Genomic DNA, 18,549 nt, shown 5'->3' with positions numbered 1-18,549 from the left:
AGATGTCGTTTAATTTTGTAACTACTGTTTGGATTGCAAAAATATTTATAATCTACACACTGATGGTGGTTGTGCTGCCTTATTTTGTCATGCGAAAATTTCTTCAGGGCAGGAGTATTACTCAGAAGTTTGTATTTTCCATAGTTGCTGGAAACTTTTTTTACATAATGATAGTGCTTCTGTGGGGACTTGTTCATATTACGAACAGATACGTCCTGATTGCGACGACTTTTGCCATACCGGTTGGCATGGCTGTCAAGGGAAGAAAAAAACTATGGGAAGGGCACGTGAGACAGACGTGGATTCACCTGAGAAGATTTATTAAGCGCGAAAATAGTTTTAGATACAGTATGCGGATCTTTTTCCGCTGGCTGGGACGGGAAATAAAGTCTGCATTGAGGCGTCTCGGCATCTTTCTGAGAAAAAATATTTTTGAGCTTATCCTGTTTTTGGGATGCAGCGCATTTGTGATGTGGTATTTCAGTATCACAAATCACTTTGGACCGAGAGCATCGGATCTGGTTGTGCATATGTACTGGATTAACGGGGTGGACGATGGAATACTGTACCGTGCCGGAATCTATCCGTTTGGCATGCATGCCCTCCTGTATTATTTCCATGCGGTATTTGATATACCTACAGTAAGGCTTGTGCTTTTGTTCGGCACGGTTCAGGCATTTTACATTTTCACGATGTTCCTTGCTTTTTTAAAAGAAATCTGCCGTTATCGCTATACGCCCTATCTGACATACGTCGCGTTCGCTGTGGGAAGTTATCTGGTAAGCGGAAGATACGCTCGCTATTATGCAACGCTTCCTCAGGAATTTGGAATGGTGTTTATCCTTCCCTGCGTGATAGCGCTGATCCGATTTTTCCGGGCGGTTCGTGATGAAAATGCCGAATATAAAAGAATGAAAGAGCAGAAGCTTCTGTATACGAGGATTGACGGAAAGAGAAGATGGAGGGAATCCACAATTCAGCTCTGGCTTCTCATTATCAGTTTCGGTCTTACTCTCTCTGCTCATTTTTACAGTACGATTATCGCCGGAGTGCTTGTGCTTGCCGCTGCTGTTGCATACATCCGGTTTATATTTAATCCAAAGACATTTCGAAGACTTGTATGTGCAGCGGTGATTGCCATAATGATACCGGTTTTTCCAATGGCAGTGGCTTTTGCGGGAGGAACTCCGCTTGAAGGCTCGCTGTACTGGGCGCTGGAAGTAATGGGAGTCAGCCGGAGTGATGAGACAGAACAGTCTGAGGACGCTTCTTCAGAAAATACATCTGAAGAAAATGGAAATACGGCAGTTGATTCATCAGGTGAGAATACGAAGGTGTCGGCGCAGGGGGATAACTCGGGAGAAACGGCCTCATCTGAACCTGCACAACCGGAATTGTCTTTACAGGAGAAAATATCACAATTTGTGGAAAATGCAAAAAGCACAGCTGTTGCCATGCTAACGATGCTGATTTTCAGTTCAGAAGGCGTTTTGCAGGCCTGGGTATGGTGTGTGCCTGTGTTGCTTGTTGAGATTCCCCTTATGTGGCTTCTTCGTGAGTGGGAGTACAGCAGATATATTATCATGATACTGCTTGCCTCAATATTTCTGATCATTCTCTGTATACCGGATACTTTCGGGCTTCCATCACTGCTTGACCAGAGCAGGGCTTCGATCTACTGTGCATATTTTATTTTGACAGGGCTCAGTCTTGCTGCTGATGGAGTACTGGTAGTGCTGGGACGGATAATCAGGGTCAGGGCTTTGTGGCAGTTCGCTTCCCTTGCAATGGCTGCGGCATTTGTTTTTTATACAGCTGAAGGAGGGTATATCAGGGTAAAGACAGTGAACTCTTCAAGCCTTGAGCGAGATGGAGCGCAGCTTTGCGTTTATGATATAATGGAAAAATATCCGGATGAAAAATGGACGATTGTATCCTGTAATGAGGAGCGCAATATGGTATCACCTGTAGCGTGGCATTATGAGGTATGCGACTTTTTGGAGGAGATGGAAAATTACAGTGACGATGATGAGATGTATATTCCGACACAGTATGTATTTTTCTTCATAGAAAAGAGAAGCATGGATTATTCGTATGGTGAATTTACAGATGTAGATGCAGAGGTAAGCGAATACTGGGCGTCTCAGGAACTGCCGCCGACAAGTGGGCTTTCTCAGTATTCCGGTACAAACAGGATCATAACAAATTCCCGTCTCTATTACTGGGCGCAGGAGTATCAGAAAAGATTCCCGAATGAAATGAAGGTATACTACGAAGACGATGATTTTGTCTGCTACTATATTGAACAGAATGAGTATTACCTGAATAACTTTGCAATCGATTATGGGTATAACAGCAGGGATTATACGGCATCGGAGGTGGAAACGTATGATTAGTAGAGCCAATTATGTCGCAATCACACTGATTATGTTTGTTGTACTGCTGATGTTCCAGCTTACGGGTATTTCGGAGAATGTCTTGATGGATACAGGAGAAAATATTTATGCTTCTGAGGCTGTTTCTGAGGAGTTGGCTCAGAATGAAAAGGACAGATATGAGCAACAGGCAGAGGAGTTATATTCAGAAAATGGAACGACAGATACCGTAGGACTTGTGGGAAGCGAATCCGATGAGTGTCTTACAGTCGGACTGCAGTGGTGCATTTCACAAAAGAAAGAATACTGCTATTATAGTGACCTTAGCGAAGCGGCAAAGGACGAGTCCGGTGCGGGATTCCTGATTGTGAGTGGTTCTTCATTGGAATCGGATGAGGATACAGAAGCACTAAAAGATCTGGCTGAACAGGGACGCAATGTGGTCGTTTCCGGGCTCCCTGACACGGAGATCCTGAAAGAAAACGATGACCTGAGACACAGTCTTGGAATTCTTGAGATTGAGGAAGACGAAATTACAGTGGAAGGCTTTCGGCTTTTTGCCGGACTTGTAATCGGCGGTGAGACGATCTATGAGGATTATGAACAGGAGATGCCTTACGCCAGACTTGATGATTCTGTGACCGCATATGCGGTGGCACAGTCTGAGGAGGCGTGGATTCAGGATCTGGATAATGAAGATCTCCCCGCGATCATCTGGAGATATGCTCCGGACGAAGGCAAAGTGTATGTCGTGAACGGAGATTATCTTACCGGCCAGATGGGGGCGGGAATCCTTACAGGATTCGCGGCAGATACAGAGGAAGTCTATGTGTATCCTGTGGTGAACGCTCAGGTGTCCGTTGTGGAAAACTACCCGGTTATGGCAGATGAAAATCCGGAAGTCATGGAAAGGGAGTACGGACAGAATTCATCGATCGTATTTCGGGATATTCTCTGGCCGTCTATTGTGGCGATTTTCTATGATACAGACGATGCGATGACAGTCACCAGTTCACCGAGGCTGAACTATGAGCAGGGCGATGAGCTGGATGAGTCTCTCCTTCAGTTTTACTATGAACAGGTAACGAAGGAGTCGGGAGAGATCGGCCTTTCCGGATATCAGGTGTCGGATGTTCCGCTTGAGGAGAAACTTACGCAGGATCTGCAGTTGTTTGACGAGGTTCTTCCGGATTATGAAATACTTACATTCCAGGCGGGAGATCTTGACAAGAAAGAGTATGAGGGGCTTGTCGGACAGGGCAATCTTCTCTCTGATGTGAATACGGTACTGAAAGATTACGACGAGACAGATGACGGTACATTTTTCAGCTATCTGGATAACGGAGTCCTTCAGATGCCAATCTATATGGACAGCAGAGTTATGGAAGACTCCGATGATTTCCGTTCCAGATGTCTCCAGACAGCATACGGATATTATGGGACAGCAGTGGATACCTCGAAAGTGCTCTATCCGGACTCTGAGAATGACAGCTGGAATATCATCAGCAATGACTGGTCAAAAAATTACCGGCCGTTCAGGACGCCGTTTGAGTGTTTCGAGAAGACGACAGCATCGGAGGCAGACCGCAGGGTGCGGAGCTATATGGCGCTGAACTATGATACACAGTTTGACGGCGAGACTCTGCGGATTGAAGCTGATTCGGCGGATGGAGACTGCTATTTTGTCATGAGGCTTCATGGAAATGAGATCACAGACATGACAGGCGGAACGTATGAGGAAATTGAATCTGGGTGGTATATGGTGACAGTTACGGAAGAAACCGCGGAGATTACGCTCTCCCAGACGAACCACGCAGATTACTATATCGAGTGACAGCGGAAAGGAGACTCTTTATGAAAGTATGCATTGTGGCCGAGGGATGTTATCCCTATGTTGTCGGCGGTGTGTCAAGCTGGGTGCACAGTCTGATCCAGCAGTTTCCGAATATTGAGTTTACGGTTGCTGCCATTGTGGCGGACAGAAGCATCAGCGGCAAATTTGCATACACGCTTCCTGACAATCTGACGGAAGTAAGAGAGATCTATTTAAATGACAGCCAGTGGCTTCGAGGAGGAAAACGCAACCGAAAGGCGAGAGTCTCCTTGAAGACAGATGAATATGAAGCTCTGAGGGCGCTGGTTCTGGGGGAGAAGGTCAATTGGCATGTTGTTTTTCAGATGTTTCAGGAAAAGCACATGTCTGTCGATCAGCTTCTTATGGGAAAGGACTTTCTTAATATTGCGAAGGAAGTCTATGAGCTTCGATATACAAATATCGTATTTTCAGATTTTCTCTGGACTCTGCGTTCCATATACCTGCCGCTTGGATTTGCACTGCAGTTTCGCCCGGAAAAGGCAGATCTTTACCACTGTGTGGCAACCGGATATTCCGGAGTGATCGGAAGCATGGCGAAAGATATGTACGGGAGCAGGCTCCTTGTCTCGGAACACGGGATTTATACAAGAGAGAGGGAAGAGGAGATTATCAAGGCAAGGTGGGTGCAGGGAGTATATAAGGATTTCTGGATTGAACAGTTCAGAAAACTGTCCCTCTGCGCATATGACCATGCCGATATGGTGACATCGCTTTTTGAAAATGCCCGCTCGCTTCAGCTTGAGCTTGGCTGTCAGGAAGAAAAGACCAGGGTGACGCCAAATGGAATCGAAGTAGAGGATTTTGAAGAGATTCCGGGGAAAGAGCCGGGGGATGAGATGATTAATGTGGGAGCAATCCTTCGTGTGGCACCGATTAAAGATGTGAAGACGATGATCAATGCGTTTTACTATGCGAAGAAGCGGGAACCCAAACTGAAACTTTGGATTATGGGACCGTGGGATGAGGATGAAGAGTATGCGCAGGAGTGTTTTGAACTTGTGGAGAATCTGCAGGTAAAAGATATTGTTTTTACTGGGAGGATCGATACAAAAGAATACATAGGGAAAATGGATATGCTGATTTTGACGAGCATAAGTGAGGGGCAGCCCCTTACAGTTCTGGAAGGATTCGCGGCGAAAAAGCCGATGATAGCGACAAATGTGGGTAACTGTGAGGGACTGATCTACGGCGAGTCGGACGATCTCGGTGATGCGGGAATTGTCCTTCCGGTTATGAACATCGGAAAAATATCAGACGCCATTGTTGAACTGGCGTCTGACGAAGACAGGCGCAGAAGAATGGGAGAGATAGGATATCAGAGAGTCTGCGGAAAATACAGAATTGAATATATGCGCAGAACTTATGAGGAAATTTACCGCCAGATGGCCGCTGACAATGGTGTCCCGTGGCCGGAGGAGACGTTCGATATAGAAAAGCAGGAAGGAGCAGATTAATGGCTGGAATCGGAATCAGGTTAAACCGAATATTTAAAAGACATACGCTTGTCTTCACTCTGTACGGGTCCGGATACAGCATGCTCGCGACGGTTACCCCGATGCTTGTCGTGATCGGAACCATGCTGCTTATGTATATCTGTCTCGGATTTGAGAGTGTGAGATACTATGACAGAGAGCTTTTTTCCTGTACAATTCTGTATGTTTTTATCTTTTCGCTTCTGACCGCGTCACCATTTAATTCTGTGCTTTCAAAATACGTGGGAGACCGGATTTTTGAAGAGAGATACGAAGATATTCTTCCGTGTATTTATGTCGGGATGGCGCTCAATATGGGGCTCGCGGCTCTGATCGGGATACCGTTTCATATCTGGGCATATGTGGTTGGGGAGATTCCTCTGTATTGGATATGTACTTCGTTCTGTGCGTTTATCGGACTTGGTCTGTGTTTTTACCAGATGCTTTATCTGTCAATTGTGAAAGCATATAAGAAAATTTCCTTCTTTTTTGCAATTGGGATGGTAATCTGTTTTATTCTTTCGCTGCTTTTCAGATTTGTCATCGGAATGACGATTACCTACAGTATGCTGCTTTCAATGACGATCGGCTTTTTCCTGATCGCCTGTCTGGAATATGGATATACAAAGACGTATTTCCACGAGAACAGCCATCACTATCGGGAAGTGCTCGGATATTTCAGAATTTATTGGAAATTGATATTCACGAATTTCTTCTATATATTGGGGCTTTTTATTCACAACTTCGTGTTTTGGACGAAGGAAGATATGCGTATGGTGCTTGCCAACACATATGTATGTAATCAGCCTTATGACATGGCAAGCTGTATTGCCATGTTTACGAATCTGTCCGCAAGCGTAATTTTCATTGCCTATGTGGAGATGCACTTCCATGAGCGCTACCAGGAATATACGGAGTCTGTACTCGGAGGAAGACTGAAAGATATCGAAAAGGCGAAAGCAAGAATGTTCCGCTTGATGGGAGATCAGCTTATGAGGGTGACACAGCTTCAGTATATTATATCGGTTGTACTGTTTCTGTTGTGCATTATTCTTCTGCCGCGAATCGGAATGACAGGACTTGTCATGTCCATATATCCATGCCTGGCAGCCGGATATTTCGTCTTGTTTTTGCTATATACGATTATCCTTTTCCTCCAGTATTTTAATGATCTGACGGGAAGTGCGCTTACCAGTCTGATTTTTGTGGTTATTACAGGAATAGTGAGTGTGTTTGCCAAAGGCTTTCAGGATTACTGGTATGGGATCGGAGTGTTTGTGGGAAGTATCGTAGCGTGGAGCTTTGCATATATGCGGATGCGCTGGTTGGAAAACCACCTTGATGAGCATATTTTCTGCAGGGGAACTCTTCTGGACAGGAAGAATGAGCCGATGCCTGACGCAAAAGTATATGATCTCCGGGAAAAACGAAGAGCACAGCAGGAGAAGAAGGGAGAAGCTCATGCATAGAAAAAGCATTCTTTTCGTCATGAATACAATGGGAAGAGCCGGAGCGGAAAGAGCGCTGATTGAGCTGCTGCGTATTTTGAATCCGGAGCAGTATAAAGTTTATCTTTATGTGCTTATCCCGAGAGGCGAGCTGTTTTCGGAGGTACCCGAATATGTAAAGATCCTGAACCGCAGAACAGACAGCAGGTCTGTGCTCTCGGCAGGAGGTAAATTTTTTGTTGGCGTGCGGCTTGCTCAGGCAACTGTGAGGAAAGGCAGCCTGAAAAAAGCGCTTGTGCGTATGCGCGGCAGAAGGAATACTGGAGACAGGACGAAGGATGCACAGCAGACAGAGAAAATCATGCGGAGGATGCTTGCTGATGGAAGTTGTGCACTTCCGGGGAAATTTGATCTTGCTGTTGCTTATCTGGAAGGGCCTGCTACATGGTATGTGGCGGAAAAAGTCAAGGCGCAGAGAAAGGCCGCATTCCTTCATACGGATGTTGTGCATGCGGGGTATTCCCGGGAACTTGACGGAGGATGTTATGAGGTTTGTGACCGGATTTTTGCCGTTTCGTCGGATGTAAGGAAAAGTTTTCTGAAAATATATCCTGAGTATACAGGCAAAACGAAACTGTTTTTCAATATAATTAACAGAGAACACATCCGGGAACGTGCCCTGGAGCCGGGAGGATTTACGGATACATACGATGGAATACGTCTGCTTACTGTCGGAAGGCTGTATTTTATGAAAGGATTTGACATTGCGGTAAAGGCAGCGGATATCCTGGTGAAACGAGGATGCAGATTCCGGTGGTATATACTTGGTGAGGGAGAGGAAAAGAAAAAGCTGCAGAGACAGATCAGAGAGGCAGGACTTGGGGCGGTCGTTTATCTTCTCGGCGCTATGGAAAATCCGTATCCATACTTCAGTCAGACGGATATCTATGTGTGTGCATCCCGCTTTGAAGGAAAAAGCATTGTGATCGAGGAAGCGCAGGCATTGGGAAAACCCGTAGTGGCGACAGCCTGTACAGGAATCGAAGAACAGATCGATTCGGGAACAGACGGACTGGTGGTCGGGATGGAGCCGGAGTCGCTGGCAGATGGAATCGAAAAGCTGATTAACGACAAAGGACTCCGGAACAAATACGGACAGGCTGCTTATGAAAGAAAGTCAGCATATCAGAACGGACTTGACGAGTTTTTGAATCTGCTTGGGGAGCGAGCGTAAATTGAAGAGAAAAACCGGCGCAACAATTATAATTCTTGGAGCTGTAATTATTATGGGGCTCGTAATTTTTGGTGTTTCCCGATGGAAATTAAACTGGGAAGCAGAAAAATATGTGGAAACGAATAAATTTCTTGCAAACAGTGAACGTGGATTCTATAATATTAAGGGTGTTACTATCAGTGATATATCTCCGACTGCAGAAGACACGTATGAACTCATTCGCAATGAGAAGACGGATGAGACACTTGAGCTGCTTCAGATTCACATAGGAGAGTATGCAGATCGTGAAATCAGCGATACAGGCCTTGAGCAGATCAGTAAGACATTTGAAGCGTATGCTGAAAAAGAAAAGAGCGTTTCTCTGATTGTCCGTCCTCTGTATGACTGGGATGGAAAGGGAATGGAGAGCGATCCCCGGTCTCTGGACATTGTTCTACGCCATATGGAGCAGATCGGTGAGGTTATGGAGGAATATGAGGGTCAGATCTATATTATTCAGGGTGTGTTTGTAGGAAGCTGGGCCGAGATGCACAGCTCAAGGTACCTGACAAACGATACCTATCAGATCCTTATACAGAAGATGCATGAGTCGATGCCAAAATCCGCATTTCTTGCAGTCCGGACTCCTGCATATTGGCGGATGGCAGCACGGACCGTGGAACCGCTCAGTGAATCTGAGGCATGGGATATGTCTGTGCTGAAGTCCAGACTGTCTTTGTTTAATGACGGGATTATGGGAAATTCCCTGGATTGCGGCACGTATGGTGATCTGACAAAAGAAAAGTCGGAACTGTTAAGCGATCATTGGATCAGGGAAGACGAGCTGGACTTTCAGAATGAGCTCAATCTCTATGTGCCAAACGGCGGAGAAGCTGTTCTGGACAATGAGCTGAACGATCTTTATAATGCGGATGAGACGCTGAATACAATGCATGTATCATATCTGAATAAGGCACATGATACAGAAGTAATCGATAAATGGAAAAATACCGTGTTTCGGGAAGAAAATTCTGTTTTTGACGGAATGTCCGGATATGATTATATAGAAAGACATCTTGGCTACCGGTTTGTAATCCGAGATACATCGCTGAAAGAAGCCGGATGGAAGTGGCAGAAAAGCAGCATAACTGTCGAGGTGGAAAACACAGGTTACGCTTCGCGGTACACGCCGTGTACTGTGGAGGTGATTGTAAAGGATACGGAAAGCGGCACAGTAAAACGGATCAAAGCTGATACGGACGTCAGAATGTGGCAGCCGGGAAAGGTAAGCAGTTTTTCAGCAGAGCTGGATCTGGAGGAAGGTAGAGAATACGAGATCAGGCTTCAGGTTACAGGGGAGAAAGACAAAGAGACAGTTCTGTTTGCAAATGAAAACACAGTGGGGGATGACGGAAGCTGCCTTCTGGGCAGAGTTAAGAAAGGGGTGTGACAGAATATGAGAGAACCGTTGTTAAGCATTATTATCGTATCTTATGAAAATTCCTCTCTTATTCTGCGGCGTGCGATACAAAGTGTTCTTGAACAGAGCTATCAGAATTACGAGATTATCCTTATTGATGCGAACGAGAGTGGCAGCGCATACAGTTTGGGACTTCGCGAAGATATGGAGAAATATCCGGATATTCCGGTGATTGTGTGTCCGAGTAAAAAAGGGGAGTTTGCTGCGGCAAAGAATGAAGGAGCCGCGCAGGCCAATGGAACATATCTTGCGTTTCTGATGGCAAAGGATGCCTGGAATCAGGAGTGCGCCGCCACGCAGGTAGAGGTACTGGAAGAAAATCCGGATGTTGCTCTTGTTTTCTGCCACAGCTGGATGCAGGAGGAAGATGCTCTTTCCATACAGTATAAGATGGCGCCGGAGGTGGGCGGAAATTCCGGAAATACAGCGGGACTTCTCTCACAGGACTCGATCCATTCGGTTTCCCAGGTAATGTTCAGACGGACGGCGTTTGAGGATATGCTCGGGTTCGACACACACATACACAGGCAGGACGACTACGATATGTGGATTCGGCTGGCTGAAAAGCACAGAATTGCTTCCATAGACCAGAATCTCGTCTGCAGTTATGTGGAGAAAAGTACTCTGAAAAAATCACATAAACTGATTGATGTAGTTGGATATCTTCAGCTGTACAGCAAGCACAGAGACATGTACAGAAAGAACCGGGAGGCAAGATATGAGCTTTTCCAGAGGATTGCAGCCTGCTATAAAGACGAAAAATATTACTTTACATGGTTTAAATATGCAGTGAGGATAAAGGTGTTGGAAATGAGATTAGGAAAAAAGAAAGAAAAACCGAAAGCACTGCCGCAGGAGGCAAGAGAAGCAGTGCCCTCATATGATCTGATGCCGCAGCAGGATAAAGAATTTATTGCAGTGGTGAAGCATACGGATGGCGGAGAGGGAAATGTCGCGCTTCCCGAGGCGGGCGCAGAATTTCAGCTTTATCTTAAGAGTGCAGGCAGCTATGAAAGTGCGAAGGCCAACGAACGCGATACGCTGGTATGCGACGAAGACGGATATGCCAGGTCGAAAGCATTGTCGCAGGGGACGTATATTGTACATCAGACCAATGGCAGAAGCGGTGTGGAGATGGCGGAAGACTTTGAAGTTACGCTGGATCGGACAGGAAAGACTCATACGGTTTCTGTGAGAAGCTCTGAACAGAGATTTTTCGTCAAAGTAGTGCAGAAAGATGCGGAGACAGGAAATGTGATCCCCCTTGCAGGCGGAACATATATGATATCTGACAGTGCGGGGAAAATGGTCACTATGATGGTTACATATCCGGAGCCGATGTTGCTTGAAACTTTTTCAGCCGGTGCAAACGGGTATTTTATTACACCGGATAAACTGAAAAACGGCATGTACCAGATGACGGTGAAGGAAGCGCCTTACGGGTATGTGAAAAGAGCACAGCCTGTATCGTTTGAAATTTCCGAAACGGGCGCTGCTGTGGAAAATGGCATTGCAATTGTAACAGTTTCGGCAGAAAACGTTGCTCAGAAAGGAAGAATTACTCTTCATAAGAGCGGACCGGTGCTCTCTAAAGTGGATATTTCTGATAATACAATAAGAGGCACGGGTGGCTATTCTGTAGGCGGCGAATCTGTTTATACGCCGCGCTTTGAAGAAAGCAGTGTTGCCGGTGCCGTATATGAAATTATTGCAGATGAAGATATTGTAACTCCGGACGGTACGCTCAGAATGTCAAAAGATACAGTGGCAGAGACCGTTGTAACGGACGAAGGTGGAAATGCCGTAAGCGGGGAGCTGTATCTCGGAAAGTACAGGGTAGAAGAAAAGAAAGCGCCTTATGGACTTTTGAGAAATACGGAAATTAAGAAGGCAGAGCTTTTATATGCAGACGGCGAAGCGACGGGAACAGAGACATTTCTTGAGTTTGAAGGGGAGCGTCAGAATGTTTTCATCCATCTCGAGAAAACATTGGGAGAGGATCAGATATTCGGTATTGGAGACAAGGGCGAAATCAAAGACTTCGCGTTCGGACTGTTTGCCGCGGAGAACATAATGCTGTCTGACGGGACTGAGATTCCAAAGGATGGACTGATTGACATCAGGCATTGTGATGAAGCGGGAAAAATCTGTTTTGCTTTGGATATACCATATGGCAGCTATTATGTCAGAGAACTTCTGACGAACAGCCATTACAGGTGTTCAGATACACGCTACGAGGTACGTTTTGCATATCAGGATCAGAATACAAAAGAAATCCATCTGTATGTAAATGATGGAAACCAGATTCCGAGCGAGATGATCCGCGGTACGATCCGGGGTGTGAAGACAGATCAGCATAATCATCCCCTTGCCATGGCCGAGATTGGCCTGTTTACAGTAGAGACAACAGAGTTCTCAAAGGACAGCTCTGTGCTCGTGTCAATTACAGACTGGAACGGAATGTTCTACTTCAAGGACATTCCATGCGGCGATTATATTGTGAGGGAGATTAATGCTCCGCAGGGCTATATGCTCAACGAAGCAATGTACTATATTTCGCTGACATTTGATGAACAGCGGATTGACCTGAAGCTGATTAATCATCGTATGGAATAAGGAGAGGCAGTTGGGCAGAGATGAAAATTAAGAGTGGTTTTATTTTGAGACAGATAGCGGATTCGTGGGTGGCTGTGCCGATTGGCAGTATGGCAGGAAAGGTACAGGGACTGATTTCACTCAATGATACGGCAGCGGAAATCTGGAAGATTCTTGAGGAGGATCATACGGAAGAAGAAGTGGTTGAACTTCTTGCCCGCAGCTATGACGAGAAACCGGAAACGCTTGTCCGGAGTGTAAGAGAGTTTACAGAAGAACTGGCACGCCAGGATATACTGGAAAAATGAGTGTGCGGACAGTAAATGCGGAGGAAATGAGGGAACTGATGGAGCGGGAGTTCCCTGCCGGACGCAGTATTGTGCTGACTGTTACAGGGCATAGTATGAGTCCGACACTCAGCCATCTGCGGGATCAGGTGTACCTGACATCTCCGCAGAGGCGGAAGCCGCGGCGCGGTGAGATTGTATTCTTTCAGAGAAAAGACGGAACATGCATTCTTCACCGGATTATAAAGGAAGAGGGGAACCAGTTCGTCATAAACGGAGATTCTCAGACGTGGACAGAAGTGATTTCTCGTGATCAGGTACTTGGAGTCGCAGAGGGAATCGTGCGCAACGGACGGTATATTTCATGTAACAGCCCGGTATACCGGGCTTATGTTTTTCTGTGGAGAATGATGAAGCCGGTTCGTGGATTGATAGTAAAAACAGTTGCTTTTGTGAAGAAATGCAGAAATCAGAAGAGGGCCGGAAAAGGATGACGGAGAGATATTACCGCATTGCGGGAAAAGTGGTAAAAATCAGCAGGGAGAAAGATTTCCCATTAAGCATGTTTGAAAAATTTGAATGCCAGGAGAGTGTTCCCGAGGTGACGGTGGAGCTCTGGGAGGATCAGAGAACGTTTCACAGGTGGTACGGTGTGGATTATTATCAGATGGAAGAGGTGCATCCTCATCTGTTTGTCAGCAGAAAATTTCCCAGAGTGAGGCTTGCAGCAGATTCGGAGTGGAGACGTTTTGTGATTGAGGGGGCGCAGTACGGGGAGGATGGAGTGATGGAAGTCTTTCTCTGTGCGTTCTACTCGTATCTTTCCGGAAAAGGAGGCGTTCTTGTACATGCATCCTGCATCAGCTGGAGGGGAGAAGGGGTGATTTTCACCGCGTCCTCAGGTACAGGGAAAACGACACAGGCAGAACTGTGGGAAAAATATAAGAATGCGGAAATACTCAATGGAGATAAGGCGGTTCTTGACTGCAGTGAAACAGGATGCATGCTGTGGGGAACACCGTGGAAAGGCTCTTCGTCTTATGCGGTAAATGAGAAGGTTCCGCTTAAAGCAATTGTTGTACTGGCGCAGGGCAGTAAAAATGAAATACGCCGATTAGAGGGGGACGAAGCAGTATCCGCATTTTTTTCACATGTTTTTTTCCCGTCATGGAACAGGCTGTGTGTGACGGAGGTAATGAATTCGCTTGACGTACTTGTAAGACAGGTTCCGGTATATTTTCTGTCCTGCCTTCCGGATAAGGAGGCGGTAGAGCTTGCCTGTCGGACTGTTTGGGGAGAAGGAATAAGGTGAGAAATTATATACGCCATTTGAAAAAGCGGCTCAAAGAGGGAATGCTCTTTGAAATCATGGGTGAAGTAAAATGGATATACGGGTACAGTGTGAAGTATAAAGGGGCGATTCTCCTTTATATATGTCTCGGGATATTCAGTACTGTTATGGGACTTGGAACAGGCGTTGTTTCCAAATATATTATCGATGCAGTTACAGGTTATGACAGTAGCGCTCTTCTGCCGGCGGCTGTCGGATATGTGGCTATGATGCTTCTTAATGTCGGGGTAAATGCGTGGTCCAGCCGTGTGACGGCTAAAAACAGAATTATGGTAAGCCAGGAGATTCGTGCTGAAGTTTTCAGTAAGGTGCTTTCGGCTGACTGGGAATCCCTTTCGGAATATCATTCGGGGGATCTTCTGAACCGGTTAAATTCGGATGTAAATACAGTGGCGGCAAGTGTGCTCGGATGGATTCCCACATTTGTGACAGGAATCGTACAGTTTCTGGCAACGCTGGGACTGATCTTATACTATGATCCGGTTATGGCGCTTCTGGCGCTCGCCAGCGCTCCCGTTACCCTTGCAATGTCAAGGATCCTTATGAGAAAGATGCGCATCTACAACAAAAAAATGCTCCAGGTGAACTCGGAAATGATGGCCTTCAATGAGGAGGCCTTTCAGAACCTTCAGTATATTAAGGCGTTTGGCCTGATGAAAAAGTATGACGGGCTGTTTCAGGACAAACAGGAATACTACAGAGATGTACAGCTTGATTATAATAAGTTTACAATTATGACGTCTTCCATGATGTCGATTGTGGGGATGGGAGTTACTGCCGCCTGTTTCGGATGGGGGGTATACCGGTTATGGACCGGAGTGATTACCTATGGAACAATGACCCTTTTTCTTCAGCAGGCAGGAAATCTTTCCTCGGCGTTCTCAAGCCTTGTGAATATGGTTCCGACGGCGGTGGGAGCAGCGACTTCTGCCGGGCGCATTATGGCGGTAATTGATATCCCGGCGGAGGAAAAGGCGGATATTGAAGCGGTGGATTCGTTCAAGGAATATGCACGGAGCGCCGGTGGTGTTACAATACAGGCACGAAATATCGATTTCTGGTATCATAACGGGAATAAAGTGCTGGAGAGAGCCTCTTTTTATGTGAAGCCCCGGGAGGCGGTGGCGCTTGTCGGACCGTCAGGCGAGGGGAAAACAACGATGCTTCGCATTCTGCTGGGGCTTGTGGAAGCAAAGGGCGGCAGCGTGTGGGCGCAGACCGGGGACAGAACGCTTGCAATTACACCGGCGGCAAGAAAACTGTTTGCTTATGTGCCGCAGGGAAATACGATGATGTCCGGGACGATACGTGAGAACTTAAGCCTTTTGAACTCGGACGCTACCGACCAAGAGATATGGACTGTCCTCGAGGATGTATGTGCGGATGAATTTGTGAAAAAGCTGCCCGAGGGGCTGGATACATATCTGCAGGAGCGAGGCGGAGGCCTTTCAGAAGGCCAGCTTCAGCGTCTGTCTATTGCACGTGCAATGCTGTGTGATGCACCGGTCATGCTTCTGGACGAGGCAACCTCAGCGCTTGATGTTGCGACGGAAAGACGGCTTCTGCGAAATATTATGGAGTCAGCGAGAAATAAAACGTGTATTGTCACAACACACCGACCGAGCGTTCTGACGATGTGCACAAGGGTATACCGTATCAGTGAGCAGGAGATCACGCAGCTGGATGAAGAGGGGATCCGGCAGATTATGCTTGAATTTTAGATGTGGGGTTCAGAGATGAAAAAAGCTGTATTTATTATTAATTCACTGCAGAATGGGGGCGCAGAAAGGGTCGTGGTGACCCAGGCAAATTATTTGCAGAAAAAGGGCGTGGCAGTTACGATTATCTGTATTCACAGAGGAATACAGTATGAACTGCATCCGGAGATAAGCGTTGTGTATCTGTGCGATGACACAGAGATTTCAGGGCTGTCGTATTTTACGCGGGCTGTCGGACTGGTCAGAAAACTGAACCGTGAGCTTGGGAGGATCATGAAAGACGGAGACGTCAGCCTTCTGACTTCTAATCTGCTTTTTACAGATTTGATTGTAAGGCTGTCCGGATATTCGGATAAAGCGCTGTATGTTCTGCATGCGCACCAGGACATTGTCCCGTTTTCTCACAGCTTTTTATACAAAATGTTTATCAGGTGGCTGTATGGGAAAAGACAGGTGATTGGTGTCAGTACTTCCGTTGCCGATGAGATGATCAATGTATATCATTTGAAGCCGGACACTGTAAAAACCGTCTTGAATCCGATTAATTTTGAAGAAGCTGACCGGCTTAAAACAGAAAAGCCCGGCTTTACCGAACCGTATATTTTGTTTTGTGGAAGACTGACCGGGGTCAAGCATCCAGAACGAGTGATACAGGCTTTCTGTGCAGGAAGTTTTCAGGAAAAGTATTCTCTTGTGATTTTGGGAATAGGAGAATTGGAAAACGAATTAAAAACGATGGCAGTCAGTTATGGTGTCGGGGGAAAAGTGTATTTTAGAGGATGGGAGAAAAACGTATATAAATGGATGGCAAATGCAGATCTTCTCCTTTTGACATCGGATACGGAAGGGTTGTCCATGGTAGTGATCGAAGCTCTCTACTGTAAATGCCCGGTCGTATCGGTCAGAAACAGCGGAACAGAAAAGGTTATGCGCGGAGAACTGAAAAAATATTTATGCGATTCGTCGGTCGAGGGCATTGTGGAGAAGATGAAAGAGGGTCTGAGAAATTATCCTGAGATACTGCCCAATTATACAGAGCCGTATTCTGTTGACCGGAACGTGAAAAGTTACTTTGAGCTGTATAAGGAATGGAATGATTCTTCGGTATGAATATTTTGAAAAACTTTGTATATAACGTCGGCTATCAGGTTCTGATCATTATTGTTCCGCTGATTCTGGCACCATATATTTCCCGTGTAGTTGGACCGGAAGGGGTGGGAACGTATTCGTATACATATTCCATTGTTTCTTTATTTGGCCTGTTTGCTAATCTGGGGATTTCAAAATATGGAAACAGAGAAATCTCGAAATGCGGAAATGACAGAGAAAAGAGAAGCCGGGTTTTTTCGGAGCTTATCTCAATAAAAATCAGCTGTTCGATTGTCGTCCTGGCCGTCTACTTATGCTATGTAAATGTATTTGGTGGGGAATACTCCATGGCGCTTTTGCTGCAGGTGTTCAATCTTCTCTCCTTTATGTTTGACATATCCTGGTTTTTCTGGGGGATGCAGGAGTTCCGGGTTACCACGACAGTCTGTGCAATATTTAATATTCTGTCTGTATTCTTTGTGTTCGGATTTGTGAGAACGGAAGCGGATACAGGAATTTATATATTTATTCAGGCGTTCAGAGTTTTTCTGATTCAGGCCTGTACGTGGCTATTTCTGCCAAAGTATATCGACGTGCGGATATCCTGGAGATATATCACAAAAAGGCACTGGAAAAGTCTTCTTCTGCTTTTCTTCCCTGTTTTTGCCAAATATCTGTACAGTATGATGGACAGGATCATGATTGGAAATATTGTCGGCATAACCGAAGTGGGATATTACGAAAACGTCCAGAGTATTACGCTGACAGCTGTAACAGTGCTGACGGCGATAGGCGATGTGGTGATGCCGAGAATGACGCTCCTGTATGAACAGAACAACAGAAAAGGCGTAGACCGGCTTTTTCAGGCTGTTTTTCATCTTGTCTCTTTTATTGCGGTGGGGATGACCTTTGGTTTTATCGGCGTGGCAGATGATTTTATTCCGCTGTATTATGGAAGCAAGTTTGCAACGTGTGTACTACTTCTGCAGATGATTGCCCCGGTAGTTATTCTGTCCGGATATTCGGATTTGATCAGAAATGTATATCTGCTTCCAAGATATATGGATCGGGAATACGTGATGGCTCTTATGTCGGGAGCAGCGGTGAATTTTGTGATTAATTTTATGCTGATCGGACGTTTGGGAAGCGCGGGAGCCATCATCGGAACAGTGGCGTCAGAGTGTGTGGTGATGGTGATTCAGCTCTGGTTTGTCAGAAGTGAACTGCAGGTAAAGTACTTTTTCAAACATATGGTTATATACTGTCTGTTGGGAAGTCTGATTCTTGTGCCATGCAGTCTGCTTGATTGCCTAAAAATGAATCCTTTGCTGAATATTGTGGTTGATATACTGGCCGGAGGAGGTGTTTATGCAGCAGGTGCTTTTGTGTATCTGTATTTTGGCGAGAGAAAAGTACTTGATTCCATAAAAGACATTAGGACACGAAAAAATTAAAAAAACTGCTAAAAAAACAAAAAGAAGAAAAAGTTGCAATAATTAAAAGATAATGATATTATTATAAACCTGAATTATTCATGATAATTCACTTCACTGCGGTCAATGCTGCATAGTTGCTGATATTTTTGATATTTCCTACTTTCACTTAACAGATGAAGAAATTTTTATAGAAAAAGAACTTCAGCTTT

Annotated in this window: 13 protein-coding genes; all 13 read left to right on the top strand. The window is 45.7% G+C overall.

The window, feature by feature from the left end:
- The first annotated feature begins 2 nt into the window (after nucleotides 1–2).
- Nucleotides 3–2,396, top strand: a complete 2,394-nt coding sequence (locus LKD70_RS13005) for a hypothetical protein (protein WP_227708399.1) — start codon at nucleotides 3–5, stop codon at nucleotides 2,394–2,396.
- Nucleotides 2,389–4,209 (top strand): DUF2194 domain-containing protein, encoded by a 1,821-nt coding sequence (locus LKD70_RS13000; RefSeq protein WP_227708398.1) that lies wholly within the window; start codon nucleotides 2,389–2,391, stop codon nucleotides 4,207–4,209. Before LKD70_RS13005 ends, LKD70_RS13000 begins: the two co-directional genes overlap by 8 nt.
- 20 nt (nucleotides 4,210–4,229) lie before the next feature.
- Nucleotides 4,230–5,705 (top strand): GT4 family glycosyltransferase PelF, encoded by a 1,476-nt coding sequence (gene pelF, locus LKD70_RS12995; protein ID WP_227708397.1) that lies wholly within the window; start codon nucleotides 4,230–4,232, stop codon nucleotides 5,703–5,705.
- Complete coding sequence (gene pelG / locus LKD70_RS12990) at nucleotides 5,705–7,192, top strand: exopolysaccharide Pel transporter PelG (protein WP_227708396.1); 1,488 nt, start codon at nucleotides 5,705–5,707, stop codon at nucleotides 7,190–7,192. The genes pelF and pelG overlap by 1 nt, the downstream gene beginning before the upstream one ends.
- The gene (locus LKD70_RS12985; RefSeq protein ID WP_227708395.1) at nucleotides 7,185–8,405 is read left to right on the top strand and encodes a glycosyltransferase; all 1,221 of its coding nucleotides are present in this window, start codon (nucleotides 7,185–7,187) and stop codon (nucleotides 8,403–8,405) included. Before pelG ends, LKD70_RS12985 begins: the two co-directional genes overlap by 8 nt.
- A 112-nt stretch (nucleotides 8,406–8,517) precedes the next feature.
- Entirely contained in the window at nucleotides 8,518–9,834 is a 1,317-nt protein-coding gene (locus tag LKD70_RS12980; RefSeq protein ID WP_227708394.1) for a DUF4832 domain-containing protein, read from the top strand.
- A gap of 6 nt (nucleotides 9,835–9,840) precedes the next feature.
- Nucleotides 9,841–12,480 carry a SpaA isopeptide-forming pilin-related protein gene (locus tag LKD70_RS12975; RefSeq protein ID WP_227708393.1) on the top strand — a complete coding sequence of 880 codons (2,640 nt, stop codon included), beginning with the start codon at nucleotides 9,841–9,843 and terminating at the stop codon, nucleotides 12,478–12,480.
- A 44-nt stretch (nucleotides 12,481–12,524) separates the two neighbouring features.
- The gene (locus LKD70_RS12970; RefSeq protein ID WP_227708392.1) at nucleotides 12,525–12,767 is read left to right on the top strand and encodes a PqqD family protein; all 243 of its coding nucleotides are present in this window, start codon (nucleotides 12,525–12,527) and stop codon (nucleotides 12,765–12,767) included.
- Nucleotides 12,764–13,240, top strand: a complete 477-nt coding sequence (locus tag LKD70_RS12965) for a S24/S26 family peptidase (RefSeq protein ID WP_227708391.1) — start codon at nucleotides 12,764–12,766, stop codon at nucleotides 13,238–13,240. The genes LKD70_RS12970 and LKD70_RS12965 overlap by 4 nt, the downstream gene beginning before the upstream one ends.
- Nucleotides 13,237–14,058, top strand: a complete 822-nt coding sequence (locus LKD70_RS12960) for a hypothetical protein (RefSeq protein WP_227708390.1) — start codon at nucleotides 13,237–13,239, stop codon at nucleotides 14,056–14,058. Before LKD70_RS12965 ends, LKD70_RS12960 begins: the two co-directional genes overlap by 4 nt.
- Nucleotides 14,055–15,818 (top strand): ABC transporter ATP-binding protein, encoded by a 1,764-nt coding sequence (locus LKD70_RS12955; RefSeq protein ID WP_227708389.1) that lies wholly within the window; start codon nucleotides 14,055–14,057, stop codon nucleotides 15,816–15,818. The genes LKD70_RS12960 and LKD70_RS12955 overlap by 4 nt, the downstream gene beginning before the upstream one ends.
- Before the next feature lie 15 nt (nucleotides 15,819–15,833).
- Entirely contained in the window at nucleotides 15,834–16,925 is a 1,092-nt protein-coding gene (locus tag LKD70_RS12950) for a glycosyltransferase (RefSeq protein ID WP_227708388.1), read from the top strand.
- Entirely contained in the window at nucleotides 16,922–18,358 is a 1,437-nt protein-coding gene (locus tag LKD70_RS12945) for a flippase (protein ID WP_227708387.1), read from the top strand. The genes LKD70_RS12950 and LKD70_RS12945 overlap by 4 nt, the downstream gene beginning before the upstream one ends.
- Nucleotides 18,359–18,549 lie beyond the last annotated feature (191 nt).

The organism is Ruminococcus turbiniformis, assembly GCF_020687545.1.
GTDB lineage: Bacteria > Bacillota > Clostridia > Lachnospirales > Lachnospiraceae > Mediterraneibacter > Mediterraneibacter turbiniformis.
This window is presented reverse-complemented; position numbering and strand designations above follow the sequence as displayed.

What these genes read in the sequence shown, in the direction of transcription:
- LKD70_RS13005 (WP_227708399.1), top strand. Translation starts at nt 3, where the DNA reads ATGTCGTTTAATTTTGTAACTACTGTTTGGATTGCAAAAATATTTATA.
- LKD70_RS13000 (WP_227708398.1), top strand. Translation starts at nt 2,389, where the DNA reads ATGATTAGTAGAGCCAATTATGTCGCAATCACACTGATTATGTTTGTT.
- pelF (WP_227708397.1), top strand. Translation starts at nt 4,230, where the DNA reads ATGAAAGTATGCATTGTGGCCGAGGGATGTTATCCCTATGTTGTCGGC.
- pelG (WP_227708396.1), top strand. Translation starts at nt 5,705, where the DNA reads ATGGCTGGAATCGGAATCAGGTTAAACCGAATATTTAAAAGACATACG.
- LKD70_RS12985 (WP_227708395.1), top strand. Translation starts at nt 7,185, where the DNA reads ATGCATAGAAAAAGCATTCTTTTCGTCATGAATACAATGGGAAGAGCC.
- LKD70_RS12975 (WP_227708393.1), top strand. Translation starts at nt 9,841, where the DNA reads ATGAGAGAACCGTTGTTAAGCATTATTATCGTATCTTATGAAAATTCC.
- LKD70_RS12965 (WP_227708391.1), top strand. Translation starts at nt 12,764, where the DNA reads ATGAGTGTGCGGACAGTAAATGCGGAGGAAATGAGGGAACTGATGGAG.
- LKD70_RS12960 (WP_227708390.1), top strand. Translation starts at nt 13,237, where the DNA reads ATGACGGAGAGATATTACCGCATTGCGGGAAAAGTGGTAAAAATCAGC.
- LKD70_RS12950 (WP_227708388.1), top strand. Translation starts at nt 15,834, where the DNA reads ATGAAAAAAGCTGTATTTATTATTAATTCACTGCAGAATGGGGGCGCA.
- LKD70_RS12945 (WP_227708387.1), top strand. Translation starts at nt 16,922, where the DNA reads ATGAATATTTTGAAAAACTTTGTATATAACGTCGGCTATCAGGTTCTG.